This window comes from Prolixibacteraceae bacterium, assembly GCA_019856515.1.
In the GTDB taxonomy this organism is placed as follows: Bacteria; Bacteroidota; Bacteroidia; order Bacteroidales; family Prolixibacteraceae; genus Halosquirtibacter; species Halosquirtibacter xylanolyticus.
The window spans coordinates 909,890-927,235 of the sequence record CP082230.1; the positions used below are offsets into that span (position 1 = coordinate 909,890).

The 17,346-nt window shown below is 35.2% G+C and carries 11 protein-coding genes; 3 read left to right on the top strand and 8 right to left on the bottom strand.

The window, feature by feature from the left end:
- Nucleotides 1–488: 488 nt before the first annotated feature.
- A complete protein-coding gene (locus tag K5X82_03160) occupies nt 489–881 on the top strand; it encodes an inclusion body family protein (GenBank protein ID QZT37907.1) in 393 nt (130 codons plus the stop codon).
- A gap of 1,344 nt (nt 882–2,225) precedes the next feature.
- Here K5X82_03160 and K5X82_03165 read toward each other — a convergent pair.
- The 4 genes from K5X82_03165 to K5X82_03180 all read right to left on the bottom strand — a co-directional run bounded on the left by K5X82_03165 (nt 2,226) and on the right by K5X82_03180 (nt 5,825).
- Entirely contained in the window at nt 2,226–2,393 is a 168-nt protein-coding gene (locus K5X82_03165) for a hypothetical protein (protein QZT37908.1), read from the bottom strand.
- Nucleotides 2,394–2,912: 519 nt separating this feature from the next.
- On the bottom strand, nt 2,913–3,059 hold the full coding sequence (locus K5X82_03170; GenBank protein QZT37909.1) for a hypothetical protein: 147 nt from the start codon (nt 3,057–3,059) through the stop codon (nt 2,913–2,915).
- 160 nt (nt 3,060–3,219) lie between these two features.
- Complete coding sequence (locus K5X82_03175; GenBank protein ID QZT37910.1) at nt 3,220–5,436, bottom strand: DUF2357 domain-containing protein; 2,217 nt, start codon at nt 5,434–5,436, stop codon at nt 3,220–3,222.
- A gap of 11 nt (nt 5,437–5,447) precedes the next feature.
- Complete coding sequence (locus K5X82_03180; protein ID QZT37911.1) at nt 5,448–5,825, bottom strand: hypothetical protein; 378 nt, start codon at nt 5,823–5,825, stop codon at nt 5,448–5,450.
- Nucleotides 5,826–6,099: 274 nt separating this feature from the next.
- Here K5X82_03180 and K5X82_03185 point away from each other — a divergent pair, with 274 nt between their 5' ends.
- Both K5X82_03185 and K5X82_03190 read left to right on the top strand, forming a co-directional pair.
- Nucleotides 6,100–7,530, top strand: a complete 1,431-nt coding sequence (locus tag K5X82_03185; protein QZT37912.1) for a DNA cytosine methyltransferase — start codon at nt 6,100–6,102, stop codon at nt 7,528–7,530.
- Nucleotides 7,517–8,758, top strand: coding sequence for a DNA cytosine methyltransferase (locus K5X82_03190; GenBank protein QZT37913.1), 1,242 nt, complete (start codon nt 7,517–7,519; stop codon nt 8,756–8,758). The genes K5X82_03185 and K5X82_03190 overlap by 14 nt, the downstream gene beginning before the upstream one ends.
- Before the next feature lie 76 nt (nt 8,759–8,834).
- On the opposite strand, the gene K5X82_03195 is transcribed toward K5X82_03190, so the two are convergent.
- The 4 genes from K5X82_03195 to K5X82_03210 are packed head-to-tail and all read right to left on the bottom strand — an operon-like array spanning nt 8,835 to nt 16,408.
- Complete coding sequence (locus K5X82_03195) at nt 8,835–11,207, bottom strand: AIPR family protein (protein QZT37914.1); 2,373 nt, start codon at nt 11,205–11,207, stop codon at nt 8,835–8,837.
- Nucleotides 11,207–12,190 (bottom strand): PD-(D/E)XK motif protein, encoded by a 984-nt coding sequence (locus K5X82_03200; protein ID QZT37915.1) that lies wholly within the window; start codon nt 12,188–12,190, stop codon nt 11,207–11,209. The genes K5X82_03195 and K5X82_03200 overlap by 1 nt, the downstream gene beginning before the upstream one ends.
- Nucleotides 12,183–14,930 (bottom strand): Z1 domain-containing protein, encoded by a 2,748-nt coding sequence (locus tag K5X82_03205; protein QZT37916.1) that lies wholly within the window; start codon nt 14,928–14,930, stop codon nt 12,183–12,185. The genes K5X82_03200 and K5X82_03205 overlap by 8 nt, the downstream gene beginning before the upstream one ends.
- Nucleotides 14,930–16,408 (bottom strand): ATP-binding protein, encoded by a 1,479-nt coding sequence (locus K5X82_03210; protein QZT37917.1) that lies wholly within the window; start codon nt 16,406–16,408, stop codon nt 14,930–14,932. Before K5X82_03210 ends, K5X82_03205 begins: the two co-directional genes overlap by 1 nt.
- Between the last annotated feature and the right edge of the window lie 938 nt (nt 16,409–17,346).

Here is a 17,346-nt window from a genome sequence, read left to right on the forward strand (position 1 = left end):
AAAAAGAAATATCCTTCCAAACAATACCACTTATATATAAAAGGTAGCATACTCACCAACGAGTAAGTTAAACAGAAGTATCTGAACATACTAATATCAACAAAAAACATAGCTCCATAAAAACATGAGAACGCTGATCACCTACTCAGCATCAAGAAGCACTATAGTTAAGATTTGTGACTATATCTCCCTTACACCCAACTCTTCGTATCTTTGCGTCTTTGTGGTGCATTCCTTTTGTCCTTCAATCTCTAACCCGTTCAATCCATGACCTATTTGTTGTCTATTTTTCACAACACTAACAAACGTCAACAATACTTAAACACAACACTATATAACACAAATAAATAGGATTAACGTCTTTATTTTTATAATTTGACAAAAGTGAACCATAAGACAATCCGCTTTTTATGAACAAAACACTTTGGGATATATAACGCGGAATCCGAAAAGCGATACGAGTAGGAATAATATAAATATTTCTCAAAATGAAAACTGTTGAAGTACTTATTGTAGTGGATGTTGTTGGAGCAACTTCAAGTGGAAACTTGTCAGACAACCTATACATGATCGATACAAACAAGTATCTAGGATCGTATGGAGAAGGAACACATGAATTGAGCACAAAATGTCATGATGACCAAAAGATCATTTGGAGAGTAGCCTCAATTAGTCCAGACAATGATGTCAACATTACTGAATTCACAGGACAAATCATTACAGAAAGAATCTGTGTCCCTAAAAAGAATGATCTCGGAGATGAAGAATATTGGGAAGGAATTGTTGAAACTCGTGGAGACAAAGGAAATTACCAATACGCTTGTACTTTAAGAATTGATGGAAAACTTATGTCATTCGACCCGTTCCTTGATGTCATCTAATCTACATCTGTTTTACGACTATCTGATGCCATAATAGGCAGATTGATATTCTTTACTTCAAAGAACTCATTTATTCTCTTACGACCTTAAATGAGTTCTCAGAATGGACTCATTTTGTTAACTCAAAACACGAAGCTTTTCGTATTAGCCGTCCATCCGCCTTACACTTCAACACAAATAAAATTGATATTCATTTGGGAATACTGAGCACCTGCTCAGCATCAAGAAGCACTATAGTTAAGATTTGTGACTATATCTCCCTTACACCCATCCCTTCGTATCTTTGCGTCTTTGTGGTGCATTTCCCTTACACTTCATTTCAATCCGTGGAAATCCGTCTAATCCGTGGCTATATTATTTCCTTTGCCTCTTTGCCTCTTAGCGGTTCCATTCCTTTTACCCGTTAACGCAATCCGTTCAATCCATGGCTATACTGTTAAATTAGACGCGAACATCGCGCCTCTACGTAGTTCATAAACATAAAAGATCTGTTTCATCTGTGTGCCATCCCGTGCGTTTCAACTCTTCGTCCCTCTACGTCGTTCATAACCATAAAAAGATCCGTGGCAATCCGTCAAATCCGTCTAATCCGTGGCTATATTTCCCTACTCCACATCCCTTCGTGCCTTCGCGGTTCTATTCCTCTTGTACATTCAACCATTTCAACCAAGCCCCGAATGGGGTGACCGAACCTAGCCCAACGGTGAAATGAGTATGTTGCGCAGTAGCGCTGCATAGCAATGAGCCTTGGGTACACTGCCCATACAAAAACAAGGGCTGAAAGCCTGGCCCATCTTATCCATTCCACATCCAATACGACGTCGTTATAATAAAAAAATCTGTGTTCATCTGTATCATCCGTTTCATCTGTGTTCCATCTCTTGCGTATCACCCCTTTGTACCTTCGTCTCTTTGGGCTTCATTTATATCCGCTGCTATTTTTTCGGACAGGCCTTCAGCCCTTGGTTGTGGGGGTACTTTTTACCCAAGGCTCCAACCGACACCTTGACCTTACGGTCAAGGTACGGTTTCCACCATTGGGCTAGATTCGGTCACCCCATTCGGGGCTGTTGAAGTATTGAATAGGTTGTTACATCATAAAAAGATCCGTGAAAATCAGTCTATTCCGTTGAATCCGTGGCTATAATTCCCGTGCACCCCATCCCTTCGTGTCTTTGCGTCTTCGTGGTGCTCTCCACCTTACGCTTCAACCACAAAAAAAAAAATCCGTCTCATCGGTGTGCCATCTCTTGCGCCTCAACCCTTCGTGTCTTTGCGTCTTCGTGGTGCTCTTCATCTTACGCTTCAACCACAATATAATCTGTGGCAATCCGTCAAATCCGTCTAATCCATGGCTATAATTCCCGTGCACCCCAACCCTTCGTGTCTTTGCGTCTTCGCGGTACTCTTCATCTTACGCTTCATCCCTTCGTGTCTTTGCGTCTTCGTGGTGCGCTTCACCTGCCGTTTCAACCACAAAAAGATCTGTTTCATCGGTCTAACCTGTTTCATCTGTGTGCCATCCCGTTTGCTTCATCCCTTCGTGTCTTTGCGTCTTCGCGGTGCTCTTCATCTTACGCTTCAACCCTTCGTGTCTTTGCGTCTTCGTGGTGCTCTCCACCTTCCGCTTCAACCACAAATAAAATCAGTCTAATCCGTCTAATCCGTGGCTATAATTCCCGTGCACCCCAACCCTTCGTGTCTTTGTGTCTTCGTGGTGCTCTTCATCTTACGCTTCAACCACAAAAAAATCCGTCTCATCGGTGTGCCATCTCTTGCGCCTCAACCCTTCGTGTCTTTGCGTCTTCGTGGTGCTCTCCACCTTACGCTTCAACCACAATATAATCTGTGGCAATCCGTCAAATCCGTCTAATCCGTGGCTATAATTCCCGTGCACCCCAACCCTTCGTGTCTTTGCGTCTTCGCGGTACTCTTCATCTTACGCTTCAACCACAAAAAAATCCGTCTCATCGGTGTGCCATCTCTTGCGCCTCAACCCTTCGTGTCTTTGGGCTTCATTTCACTTGCGCATTACCACTCATGCCCACAATCTGGACACACATATCCCATGCCATCATGATAAGCATTCTCTCCTTGACACTTTGGACAATCTGTATTAAAAAATCCCACGACCACCATACTACTATAATTCACAACACTATTTCTCTTTATCTTCATCACGCTTGACTTTTATTAGAGGCTTATCTCCGCCTCTGATTAAACAATAGTACAAACATAACTGAGACCTATGCCATAAAATGTCGTAACATAAAAAAAACATCTATTGATCTTCTCATATCCAATAGATGTTTCCCTGTAATATTAACTCAATCTATACTTACACTTTCACCTTCATCAACTCTGCCATAGAGACTGCAAAAGGCAATGCTGAACCTCTTCCCTTCTCATAACCATTAAGCGCTCGTATATCCCACTGAAAGGTATTCACATGATCCTCTAAAGGCTTTAGCTTATATACCAAGTAATAATCATGATTAGGCTTACTATATCCATTTGCTATCATCGTAGCCTTAGAGAACACCCTCGGCCCTGTTTCTACAATATGATAAAGGCGATGCGCAAGTGTTTCTCCTTCCGAATGTAACAGTAAGTATTTAGCTCCTGCCACTTTGGGATCAATCTTCAAAGCCCCCCGCTGAGTTCCAGTTCTCGCATTATACAATAACCTATTTTCAATCCAATCCAATTGACCTTTCCTACAATAACCGACCAACACATGAGTGTTATTAGGAAGATGGTCTCTATAGCTATCCGTGGTCTCCACCAAAGCCTCTTCCACTCGATCCTCACCATTAGGCTTTTGACGATATACATCATAGGAGTGATAAGCCATCCTTTCTCTCTGAGAAGCACGATCCAAAAAATGATTTATAACTTCATCAATAAACTCTCTCAAGTCTTTGGTCCCATCACTCCCTTTCGAAGGACATAAAGGGAATGCCCCTAACCCAGGTAGCACTTCATGAAAACCAGTTAAATGAGTAGACACATCACCAGGATAAAGTACATAAGCCCCACCAGTACGACGAATTGCATCCTTATAAGCATGCATCTTAAGAATATCTTCCTTCTTATGGGAACGTTTTACCTCACCATCATCACTGTCCTCCAATAAAGCCCGAAAGTTGGCAAGCTTATATTTGGCATCAAAATGAATATGAACAATCAACTCCTCTTTTTCTGCCTCAGATTCATTCACTCCATATGGCCATAATGAGAGCGTATAATCAGGACGTAAACCACGACTCCAACTACCTGCCTCATGATAGTTGTTATTCTTACCAAAAGAACGATTATAGTTAAAACGAACCAGTAGTTGTCGACTTCCCGAATCATACACACCACTTAATGCAGTGTGCTTTCCTTGCTTGAGCTGCAAACTTAAATCATCCGAAGAAGAGACTATTAAACTATCCAGATCATCGTGGTCGATATCAAAAAAGTCACCAAACAGCTCCAATAACTTAAAGAAAACCCAATATTCATACAAAGTGGCAACATCACGTTTCCCTGCGGAATATACATCATCTCCACCTTTCCATACTAATTTCGAAGCCAAATCGAACATCAACCATGCTCGTAGTATCTCTCGATACCCCTCCTTTCGCTGTAATACAGGGCTATTGAGTTTCAATGTCTGAGGATTCGACACCTCTTTAAATAACCCATATTGCAAATAGCCATTCAACTTCTCCTCTAATGCTTTCGCCTCTTTCTCTAACGTCTTATGATTCTTTGCGGCTCTCTGTATCTCCATCATAAAGAATTGAAAAGAGCACAATGCATGCTTAACAAAACGATTCTCAGGCGTATCTACACTATCCTCCTTACGAGACGAAGAAACCTCTCTAGCCACACTCTCCACCCCATAACTTCGTAAAGGGTGATTTAAAGGAAGGTTCTCTCTACAATTTGCAGAGACCATCTGTTTTACATTATGACTACGAAATCGACGAATCTTTCTTATATCCTTCTTTTCCTCTCTCTCTTTCCATTGTGTAACAGGTGCTGTTAATATACGTTGTATCGACTCTTCAAACTCAGAAGAACCTACCACTGAACGCACAAAACAGAATCTCTGATAAAGCGTTTCACTATCTTTATCAAAATCGACATCAAAGAGTTGTGACACAGGAGAATCTGCCTGTAAAACCAAATCAACACATCGATCCGTAATATACTCCAACATATGACGATAATCTTCACGATAGCTTGACTTAATCGAACGAACCTCCAGTTGAATTGTGCCCAAACACTCTGACTCTCGACACACCTTTAATGTCAATGTTCCAACATATATATTTGGCTCAATAGACCCTTCATTTTTCTTACGCTTATGAGGAACTACCACCTCACCAACCAAACTTAAGCTACTATCAGACAATTCATAATCATAACGACAGCCCTCAACCATCTGATAACGAGCCTCACCAAACTGCTGAGCATCCTCACAATCAAATAGCGTATTATCGCTTCTCTCGTCCAAAAAGAGCTCTAACCCTTCCTGGATATCATCTAACTTAATTGGCTTCATAAATACACTCTTTAAGCCTCAGCATAACTCACAAAACCGTTATCCATAATACCGTCATACATCCTTAAAATCTTTTCAAGCGAAATAGGGTATTTGGCATTCTTCAAATCAAAATCTACTTTACCCAATACCTCACTTCGTACCTTAGCCACATCATAATCGTCAAAACAAAGAGTAGCCAACGTCTCTAACACAGGTTGTAATTTTCTGCGTGAACCATGTAATTTAGGAAGAAGTTTTTGCATAATCGCAATATCAATTCTTGCATCTAGACTTGTCATCCCAGAAGCATCAATCAACTTAAGCTTTTCTATCAAACAGATCATCTCATTGGCCGTACGATACCCAAATTCAGCACCACATCGACCTAACTCCTTAAAGAAGTCCATAAATACTTTTTTAAAGCATATCCTTTTCCCGTTTAGATTCACATCTTTAGCAATCATCAATGCCCCTTGCTCTAGAACCGAAAGATCTACCTCGCTACGTGTAGCAAAATATCGAATGAGAAAGACAATCCTAAAAGATATAAGATTTTTTCAAAATAGTTATTACTATAGTTCTTCAGAAAGAATATACACAAAAGATCTATTAACATCATTTTAAGGCTTCATATTCTGGTAATATCTTAGTAACTTAGCGGGCTTTAAAAAATAATTTTGAATGTCCAATTATAGATATATTGACTTATTTTCAGGTGCTGGGGGGATCTCCATCGGTTTCGGAAACCATGATTTTCATTTGGAACTAGCAAATGATATCTTTTCGGATGCATTAAACACGTTGAAATATAATCTAAAACATGCACATCCTGAGACAGATCCTTCTCGTGTTATATTAGGTGATATTAAAGAATTGTATAACTACTTAAATGTTAATGAAGTTGAAATTACAAACGAAAGTCATCTAACATTACAAACCAATAAGGATGCTAGAGTAAATAAACAGACTGCGTCAATTAAAGAAAATAAACAGATAGAAGAAATAGTTTCTTCTATAAGAGATATAGATGTACTTGTGGGTGGACCCCCATGTCAAGGTTTTTCTCTTATCGGTAGAGCAAAAAAGGCTACCAAAGAAGAGAGAATGAAGGGATTTATCGATGATCCAAGAAATCAATTATTTAAATATTTTCTGAAATTTGCGGATAAACTTGCGCCCAAGATAGTTCTTATAGAAAATGTTAAAGGCCTTGCATCCGCTTCTAAATATCGTGACCTCATAGAGGAAACATTGAGAAATACGGGAGTAGGGTACGATGTATCTTCAACTATAATTAATGCTAAATATTTTGGAATACCTCAAAATAGAGAAAGAATATTTTTTATAGGTCTTCGTCGCGATATTTCAAATAATCATGATATATCTGCCGTAGATATTTTTAATAATATCATTGAAAATAATAAATCTGAGGATATATTGACTCTCAACGATGCGATTAAAGATCTTCCTGAAGTTATCGCAAACCCTCTAAAATCTAATTACGAAGTGAAAAATGAAATCCCGATAGGAAAAATTGATTCTTTCGGTCAAAATATATCTTCTGAAGAATACAGTCTCCTTATAGACGACAATAATAAATCAAAATACACCAATATAATAAATACTTACAAGGGTAAAGACATTAAAACGAAATACCTTTTCAATCATAAAGCAAGGTATAACAACGAAAGAGACTTATTTATATATAAGAACCTTGCTCATGGAAAATACCTAGATCATCCTGATAATGAGATGGCTTTGTCTAAGGTTCCTTATGGAATCTATTATGATGAGCAAGGAAAAAGATGTATCCGAAATTTTACAGATAAATATTTTAAATTAGATCCAAATAAGCCATCTAAAACTATCATTGCGCATCTTGAAGTTGATGGAAACTCTTATGTACACCCAGGTGATAAACCTCGTAGCATAACACCTAGAGAAGCTGCGCGTATTCAATCTTTTCCAGATTGGTACTTCTTTACTGGTACCACGCGTAAACAACTTAAACAAATAGGTAATGCCGTCCCTCCTCTTTTAGCTTCTTATTTTGCCCAAGAATTTAAGAGAATTCTTTTAACTATTGACGAAAACAATAATGATACAAAATAAGTTGACTTTTATAGATCTATTTTCAGGGTGTGGTGGACTATCTGAAGGTTTTCTTAGCAGCAATCTTTTTCACGGACTTGCTCATGTCGAATGGGAAAAGCCAATGGTTGATACGCTTCGAAATAGATTAAACACGCATTGGGATCACTCTACCGAAGAGGCTCAAAAAAGAGTGATTCACTTCGATATACAACGTGTCGATCAGTTAATAAATGGAAATTGGGATACCAAAGCACTTAACGAATTCGAAGGATCAAATCACTCTGACATTGTTGAAAATGGACTAAATGCTATTATCAAAGAGGAGCCTGTTGATATAATCATTGGAGGGCCACCTTGTCAAGCATACTCGCTGGCTGGAAGAGCAAAAAATCCCCAAGGAATGAAAGATGATTATAGAAACTTCCTCTTCGAAAGTTTTGTTAAGATAGTAGATCACTATAAGCCCAAGCTCTTTGTTTTCGAAAATGTACAAGGGATGCTAAGTGCTAAACCAGGTGATGTTAATGTAACACAAAGAATATTCGATGCTTTTAATAAAATTGGGTACAATATTACAAAACCAGAGAACCTCAGAGAATGTCTCTTAAATACTGATGATTTTGAGGTGCCACAGTCTCGTAAAAGAGTTATTATTATAGGTGTAAAAAACGATACTGAATACAATCTTAATACAATATATAAAACGATAAACAAAAAAAAGACCAAAGAGAAGAAAACTGTTCGCGATGCTATTGAGCACCTTCCTTCTTTTGCACCTCTTTCTTTTCCTATAAACGTTGATGGTAAAAAAGTAGCATATAAGGCAACTTCTAATATTGAAGTGCCAAATCATTTTCCTCGATTCAATAACTTAAGAGATATTGCAATCTTTAAAGATTGGGTAGAATTAGAGATGAACAAGAAAACACAACAAGAAAAACTTGAATTCTATAAACAAAGAACAAATAGGTATTCCAATATTGTTAAATATCGATCCTTATGTTGGGATAAACCCTCTCCAACAATTGTTGCACATCTCAATAAAGATGGATTGCTATTCATTCACCCAGATGCTCTTCAAAGTCGTTCTATTACTGTGCGCGAAGCTGCATTGTTACAATCATTCCCTATGGACTACAACTTTTGTGGCAGTCGTGGTGCTTGCTATAAGATGATAGGAAATGCTGTCCCCCCTCTTTTTGCAAAGAAAATAGCTATCGCAATTCATCAATATCTACATATGTAATTGTTAAAAGGTATCCTTAATTTAAATAAATAGGCAACATAATATATCATCTACAATCTATTATGTTGCCTATGTTTTATACATTCATTTTAAACTTTCTTGAAACAATATCTAGTGCATCTTTAACAATAGTTATCCTTTGAATATCGACCTCTTCTCCTTTTAATATATACTTCGATACAACTCTAATTGTACTTACTTGCTTGTAGCTTAATGCTCCACTCTTTTCTCCTAATGAAATAATTCTTTGCCAAGTAGAAGAGTTTATTTGTTTTAACCTAGCATGTAAACTTGCTGGATCTAATAAATTATCTTGTTTTACTTTACTCAGTGCTTCTACATCCTCTACAGTTGTTCCTTCTTTGATGAACTTATCTAAAATAACTTGGCCCTTATCAATTTCTCGTTGGGTGAGGTTCTTATTCGTTTTTAATTTCCCTCGTATCGATATAATAATATTTTGCTCTACATCCGTATATAATTCATGTCGCATCATAAAAAGACATAATCCATCCCAAAATTTTAAACCGATATTATTTATACGAGCAAGTTTCTCTAATTTAGCTTCAACCACAAGACTGTCTTTGTCTTTTGCGTAACGTTTCCTGTAGTCTCTTTCTGTGATCAGATAGCTCTTTACAACATCCATATCCATCGGATTTATAGCTTTTGTTTGTTTTAGTATATCCTCCCATGTCTTTTCTTTTTTTGCTGCTTCACTGACTAACGCAACATTTAAGCTCGTTAAATATTCATAAATTACAATCAATAACTTTCGCAACTCTACAATTAACTCTTGAGAAACTTCTTGTTTGTTCCAAATCTGCTCAAAATTTAATTTATTCTTTGTTATATGATGAAAAAATGAAATAGTATACGCTACTGTATGTGACTTTATATTTGTGTCTCCAATAGCATCTTTACCTTTTCTACCAAATTGTTGATCTATCGCTTTAAATAGTAAGGAGTTTGCTATTAAGTCTTCCCAATATGTTCTTCCAGGCAAATCCTTCTCTCCTTCTTTTATATGTTTTATGAAGTCAACATAATTCTTTTGTGCTCCTCGCGATACCATAAAAGGTTTAAGTGCCAATAAATTCTGATATTTTGACACATCCGATTTTATTATAATCTGATTCTTTGGATATTTAAGAGAAAAAGCATCTTTCCTACTTTTTGTTGGCTCTTTATTCAACGACTCTTTATATTGTCCTCTTACGCGTTCAAAAAACCATATCGTTTGCTTATTACGATTCTCTGGATTTATTGCATACGTTACTCGAGACAACTCTTCTAGCCTCTGTAGAAATGGATGATTTGATGTTAAATCTACTTCTGAAACCTTATTCTGACTATTCGCATATCTTGATATCTTAGGAACAATATCATTTTTCAATGTCACATCCTTTATCTCGGTAAGCTTCATCTGTACATACACTCTATTTAAATCAGCCTTATATTTCCTCTCTGTATGAAATAATGATGCAGTTGTTTGTCCTCCATTTACAATCTGAAAATCTTTTAAACTTGTTATATATTGTTGGTTATCCTTTGTTTCGATTACAACATTTTGTGCTGTGGCCGATAAACCATTGTTATAAGGAAGAAACATCCCTGGTTCTATCTGTATTGTTTCTCGCATTCCTTTATTTATCTTTCCTGCTTGCTGTAGAAATGCGCGAACATTACTCTCTAGTAGTTTTGTTCCATAATTACGATACAAAAGAGATAACAAAGACCCTTCAATAATAGCTAAATAACAATCATACTTTTCTTCATATGAAGGCATCTTTAAACAGGGTATAGAATACTTTCTATCTAATGTTGCTAGATCAATCTCTATCGGCTCTCTGTTACCTTGCGATTCATGAAGCCTTTGAAATCGTTCTATATCCCAAATGTTCACAGAAAAATATATACTATCTAAGTTCTTTACTTTATAATCTGCATCAAACTCTTGTTTTATTATCCCATTAGTCAGTACAAACAAATTAACTCTAATAATATCATTTCTATTCTTGAATAAGATTTTTGCTAGTCCATAAGCTTCAGAGGAAGGTTCCAATTCTTCTAAATAGCCTTTGATAGAGTCATTAACAAACTTACTCGACCATTTCAAGAGATTCGCCACATCACTTTTCTTCAACTCATACAATTCATTTGTATCCTTATACGAAGAGATGAAAATATCAATATTTTCATATTGGTCATCTAATGAATAGCCATTGATTTTGTAAACAACCTGCTCTTTGGTGTTTTCTTTTAAATAAAAGCAAACTCTACAACTTTCGGTCTCCTCGGCATCATTTAATATATTTAGAACATGTGAAGTGAATTTATTTTCTTTGGTATCTCCTTCTTCGTCTGAATATACCAAAGACTCAACCTCATGAAACATCTCTTGCTGATACTTCTCTAAATCTATATTGTACGGTTTTAGTTTGCTCATTACATATAAAAATTAAAATCAACACCAAAGTCTTCACAATGCAAATCTTCGGATACTAAACTGACCTTATATTTAACTCCCTTCACGAGTGGGTTTAACATCTCTCTTGTTATGCGTGGGAATTTATTATTGATAGTATACACCTGTAATTTATCTACTTCAAAACTTTTAGTATCATAAATTGATGCATCAAAAACTCCAATCTCATTAAGCTTCTGATAAAATAAATCTTTCGTCTCCCAATTAGCTCCTAAAAATTTATCAATCTCTTCAATAGCCCGACTTAACGTGTTATCTCCTTCACTATTCTCATGAACATAAACTACACATAATTTTAAATACTCAAATTTAGTATAGTCTAATTGATCCTCATTACTAATCGTTATAACCTTCTCATTTAGCTTACTGCTTTTTACTTCTATTCTCCGATCCTTATATTTAAAATCATGAAGTTCTCCCAATGGTCCTCTCCATGATTTTAAAACTTTACAATGATCTGTCTCTTTTTCTAATAACCTTCGAAGAATATAGATTTCGCTATATAAACCTTGCTCTTCCTCTCTACTTAATTTTTTCTGATATACTTTAGAAAAAAACTTCCCCCAATACTCCAATCTTTGTTTGAAGCATTCTAATAGCAAGTCGGGCTCTTTAAACTTACTTAAACTTACAATCAAATCTTCAATGAAGATCGTATAAATATCCATTGAATCTTTCTCATTCAATGAGATAACCAACATTTGTGGACTATTATCCTCTAATGGTATAATACTTACTCCATTTAACCTTTTCTCTGTAAACTTAAAACCTTCTGATTCTAGAGTGTTTTTTAAAATAAAGACTCGACTATTTGTATTTACAGTCGAACCTATTTCACACGCATAACCTCCAAAAATTGCATAAAGTTGAGTCTGAAACAAAGATTCAGTCTTATTTGTATTTTGGGTCTCAATTCTATCCCAAATAGCTTCTAGTTTAGTCATCACATTCATCTATATCATCATCTTCTTGGCCTTCATATGCATCAGACAATGGCCTTACTTGATATTCGACCTTCTCCTCATTAGGTATGTTCGGTAATAATATATCCCATCCAACAACAATTTCATTCTTTAATTCTTCTTTATCCTTATCAGGATGTTTCATTCGCATTGGGAAAATAGTTAACAAAGAGCTCTCTTCTATTTCTCTAACTTTCTTTATCTCGGCAGTAGTCTCTTTCCCTTTTAAATTAAGATCTACAACACGATCTTCTGTTCCAGAAATATTGTTCGATTTTAATCTATATGTCAATAGTCTTTCATGACTCATCTCTTCGGCATAACTTCTTTGCGGTAAACCGACACTATAGAGTTCGCCTCCAACACTAAGACACTCAGGATCAGATACAGAACTAAAGCGAAGAACAATAGTCCATTTAGTAAGCTTATTTCCCTTGTTTTGTGTGGAAATATAAGTACTTATACTATTCATTGAGATAGCTGGAATATCACTCTGATATTCTGTGATAAAATCGACAACAATAGAAGGACAAACATCTCTAAAAATCATTCTATTGATTTTACCTTTTACATATTCAATTTTCGGTTTGCCTAAGACATTTATAAGGTTTTGAAATACTATTAAATTAGTATCTGTATATTTCTTAGGCAACTCATAAGTCTGAATATGTGCTCCTGAAAATCCAACATGTTCTTTCTCTGAGAATCCTAATTTTCCAGCCGATGTGATATTCAACATGCCCTGATGCGTTCGTACTTTTAACTTATAATCTTTAGGTTGCTTGTTCATAGATCCCATTGTATCTATATCTCTTCGCATTTCTTCTGTCGCTAGTGCAATATGCATATACCAATTACATAACTCTTCGGTTGTATATACTCTACATAAATCCGCATATCCTGGTCTATATCCAAACCAACGCCCCATCTGTAATAATGTATCATAAAGTGGTGAAGTCCTTAAAAAATAACTCACACTCAATCCCTCTAATGTTATTCCTCTAGAAAGTCTATTTCCTCCTACTGCGATTACAGATAACCCTTGATCTTTATAATCTTCATAATTTAAAGATGTCGTATTTGTATACTCTAAACCTCTTCTTTTAGGTTGTCCATGTATTGCTCTAACTTCTATTTTTGATACTGCTTCGTGTAGATGCTTTTTTACTTCATCCCAAGAATGTCTAACTATTTTGTGATCCTTATAATTTAAAACACTACTTACATTATCTGTTGTTGGCAGATAATCTTGTTCATATAGCTGCTTTAGTTCTTCTATTAAAGGCCCATCATTTGAACTTATCTGATTCTTATAATCATACAAAACTTCATCAACCAGCAATGCAATCCTATCAATCCAATTAATCAGTAACGCAACATGTATAAGCATCGAGTTATCTTTTTTCGCATCGCCTCTTAAAATACGGACACTACAACTTAAAATAAACGACTTAATCGCCTCTTTTAAACTATCAGGAACTCCATCAGGTAAATTATTCTTGGTCTCTCTAGTATATTTTTTTGGGAAATAAGGCTCTTGATCTGTTATCGACCTTATTAAATCCATCCCTTCTACATTTTCACCCGTAATACTATCAGAAAAACCGAAGTATTCCGACGCTCCAATATAATTTGTTGGTGGTGGTATATTAACAATAAAATCTCTCGGAAATAGATCCTCACCCACTTTTAAATTATATCCTTTTATTTGAGTACTATAATCCTTGTCATACTCCGAACCAATAAAAAGATTTGCATAGGGCGTTGCTGTATATCCTATAAAACTATTCTGATTAAATAAATTTAAAAGGGTTCTTATTAATCCATTTATTGTCTTAATCTCCTGATCCTTGCCTGTATTTACAGAAGCATTATCTGCTTCATCATCGATTAATAACATAGGAGCATCAAATATTTTTAAATCTCCTTCCGAATTCTCTCTTGCAAAACCGGCAAACCAAGAAATCAAATTCTCTAAAATACTCTTATTCTTCTTTATCACTAGAATTGTTGGATGGGCTCCTCCAATAGGTACATTAAGCTTTTCCGCAAATGATTTTTTAAAATCACCATTATGTTCCGAAGAGGTATAAGAGTAGATCTTAGTCTTTGCTGATGTGTTACCAACTCCAATATTTTTACTCTTTTTATTCTTTAGCAATGAAGAACTATCATTTCCAACATATCCCTCATCAATACGTCTTTGCGTCTGTGCTCGTAAAGAATTGTGTATACCTGCTATTACTATAATTACTCTATAACCTACATCTGTAGCTTTATTTATTAATGTAGTATAATTAACCGTTTTTCCCGATTGAACATTACCAACAACCATTCCTCTTCGATCCCAAGCTCCTAGTGTTGATGGATCAATACATTTATCTAAAATCTTATCTGTAACTCCATCTATGGAGTTTATTTTTAGATAAGGTGAGGTTTTTTTTAGATGTAGAAAAAATCGTTTTGTTAGTTCAAATTCATAACTACTCTTTTTCCCCATCAACCATGGCTTTACTTCATCGTTGACAAGAAACGAGCTCTCTCTTTCTTTTACAGAAAAATCTTCTTCTAGTTTCTGTAATAACAAATCCTTATCAACATATCCAGTAGAAATACTTACTGCTCTTTCAATAACTTCAATTATCTTGTCTTTCGATATATTCTTTTCATTGTCTAGTAGAACATGGGCAATAGTCAATATATCTGTTGGTATACTATTCATTATTTCAAAGTTTCTATAATTTGTGGTATTTCGTTGAATGGCTCCATATTTAGGATACTCTGCTTTGCTATCTCATCTGAGATCCCTGAAGTAATATATAAATGATATATTTTCTTAGCCTGTTCAATCTCCTCTTGAAGTGGTTCTCTTTTCTTATCTTTTAATTCAGAACTTAATGGGTCCTCACAAAATTGATGTATTATAGAATCAACAGGTAAAGTCCTCGAAACTAAATTTAAAAGTGTTATTACATCTTTTCTGCTGATAGTATTTGACTCAAGCAAACTATGAATAACAGGATGCTCTTCATTTATCTTATAATCAATAGTGTCATCTCTTCTTTTTGTCGATTTCCAAACACTCTTAAAATCAACAAACTTTGCTCCCTCTTTTCGTATCTGTTCTCCTCGATATTTATATATCTGCGAAGCTTGACTCCTTACAAGCCTACCTATCCTTTTTAAATCCTGCTTTATCGAAACGGGAGGCATAGCAGTTGCCTTTTTTATATCGATCTTCCACTCATTATCCAAATGATTAGGGATATCTATTAAAATACGCCCATTCTTACAATGCTCACTCTTTGGAAATAAACCCAACCAATCTCCACTTAATAGCAAGCGTTGATTCCTATAAATATAAAAACCTTGCATCTTATACCACGACTCTACATCATTATCTCTTCTCTCTTCTGCTGTCAATTTTGAGATATGTGGTAACACAAACCCCTTCACCTTTATTTCATTAGATAGCTCTTCGGATAAGATTGTTTGTGTCTCTATAAAACTTCTTAAAAATGGATCTCTCGATTTAATCTCTCTGTCGTTAATATACAACTGAATTCCTTTATTATCAATATAACGATGAAAAACTAAACCTAAATGATCCTCAACGAGTTTCATCTCATGCTGAAAAGCTTTGCGTTGTTCTTCATTTAAAACATCACATGGCCCAATCAACCGGTCTAATGATTCCCATAAAACTACAGTTCCTTGATCATGACCATCAAGAAGTTTTGAAAAAGAAATATCAGAACAATAATCTAACAAGCTCCACTCACTAGTACTATTCACATAATCTAAATCCCAACACCTTTTTATTGTTTGGTAATTTAGTTTCTTCGATATTACTGTTAAAACTTTACACTGCGAAAATGAAGATGTTTTCAACCCTAGTCCAAAACGTCCTAAATCATCCTGCTCTCTTTCTAATTTAGGATCTTTACTTCCAGGCGTCATTGCACAAATCAAATCATTAAGGTCCATGCCTTTCCCATCATCCTTTATCCAAATATAGCTCCGATCTCCTTTCCATTCATGTTTAATCTCAATTCTCTTTGCTTGTGCTGAAATACTGTTATCTACAATATCAGCAACAGCAGTCTGAAGATTATAACCAAATGCTCTAAATGTGTTTATCATAGCATTGGCCTTTGGTGGGGTTACCTCTGCTTTATATTGATCTAAATTAGTCATCATTAAAAATTAATCAATTAGTCTACCACAATATCTTATACCTCAACAAAAATTCTTTCTGATATTTTTTCAGTTAGTTCATTTTAACTAAAATATATCCTTTATATTTAATCTCCGATTTTTTGGTCTTAAAAATAACTATGTTTCGCCTACAACACCCTTATTAATAATTATTCTAACAATAATACTTTTTTTTAATCTTAAGCACCACTTCTTATCTAATATACAATATCGAACCCCTAGCTATTCTAAACACAGATCGCTATCATAAAACCATTCTTCGATTTTCTTCCACAATTACAATTGGTACATAGCCCTATTTTTCACGTATCACTTATTGCAAAAATATTCATTCTATATTTACTTATTACACATGAGTAATTCAGGAATCAACCCGACGAGAGTGTAACAACATTCTTACTTTTACAAAACAATAAAAGTAAGACTATAATACATAATTGATTGTGATATATTACCGTAGGGTTAATTAAGCACTTTCATATTTTGTGTTATCTACACTCAAACATTTCCGTGTATAATAAATTTATTATGAATACAATATGGTAAATTTTGATTAAACATAACGACGTATATTAAACAAGTTGACATACTTCCTTCAAAATATTCTTCTGAATACTAGACAGGTTAAACTTTAAATTTCAAGATTGGCACCAATTTTAACAACTACAAATTCTATAATACATTAACATTTAATTCTTATTTCTTTACTCAAGCCATTTTATATAAAAAAGTACTTATTATCAAAACAATTCATTTAAATATTACATATTAAAAAAAGATAAAGACTGAAATCTATTCAAGGTTAAACTGCATAGAGTGCGGGGCTAACCAAATATTACTCGTCGAAAAAAGGTGGTAGGGATCAACAATTATTTGCTACAATTCTTCAGGCTACAACAAACACAACACTCTTTATTTCA

Excerpts from the sequence above, each read along its gene's own strand:
- K5X82_03160 (QZT37907.1), top strand. The coding sequence starts at position 489 with ATGAAAACTGTTGAAGTACTTATTGTAGTGGATGTTGTTGGAGCAACT.
- K5X82_03165 (QZT37908.1), bottom strand. The coding sequence starts at position 2,393 with ATGAAACAGGTTAGACCGATGAAACAGATCTTTTTGTGGTTGAAACGG.
- K5X82_03170 (QZT37909.1), bottom strand. The coding sequence starts at position 3,059 with ATGAAGATAAAGAGAAATAGTGTTGTGAATTATAGTAGTATGGTGGTC.
- K5X82_03175 (QZT37910.1), bottom strand. The coding sequence starts at position 5,436 with ATGAAGCCAATTAAGTTAGATGATATCCAGGAAGGGTTAGAGCTCTTT.
- K5X82_03180 (QZT37911.1), bottom strand. The coding sequence starts at position 5,825 with ATGGACTTCTTTAAGGAGTTAGGTCGATGTGGTGCTGAATTTGGGTAT.
- K5X82_03185 (QZT37912.1), top strand. The coding sequence starts at position 6,100 with ATGTCCAATTATAGATATATTGACTTATTTTCAGGTGCTGGGGGGATC.
- K5X82_03190 (QZT37913.1), top strand. The coding sequence starts at position 7,517 with ATGATACAAAATAAGTTGACTTTTATAGATCTATTTTCAGGGTGTGGT.
- K5X82_03195 (QZT37914.1), bottom strand. The coding sequence starts at position 11,207 with ATGAGCAAACTAAAACCGTACAATATAGATTTAGAGAAGTATCAGCAA.
- K5X82_03200 (QZT37915.1), bottom strand. The coding sequence starts at position 12,190 with ATGACTAAACTAGAAGCTATTTGGGATAGAATTGAGACCCAAAATACA.
- K5X82_03205 (QZT37916.1), bottom strand. The coding sequence starts at position 14,930 with ATGAATAGTATACCAACAGATATATTGACTATTGCCCATGTTCTACTA.
- K5X82_03210 (QZT37917.1), bottom strand. The coding sequence starts at position 16,408 with ATGATGACTAATTTAGATCAATATAAAGCAGAGGTAACCCCACCAAAG.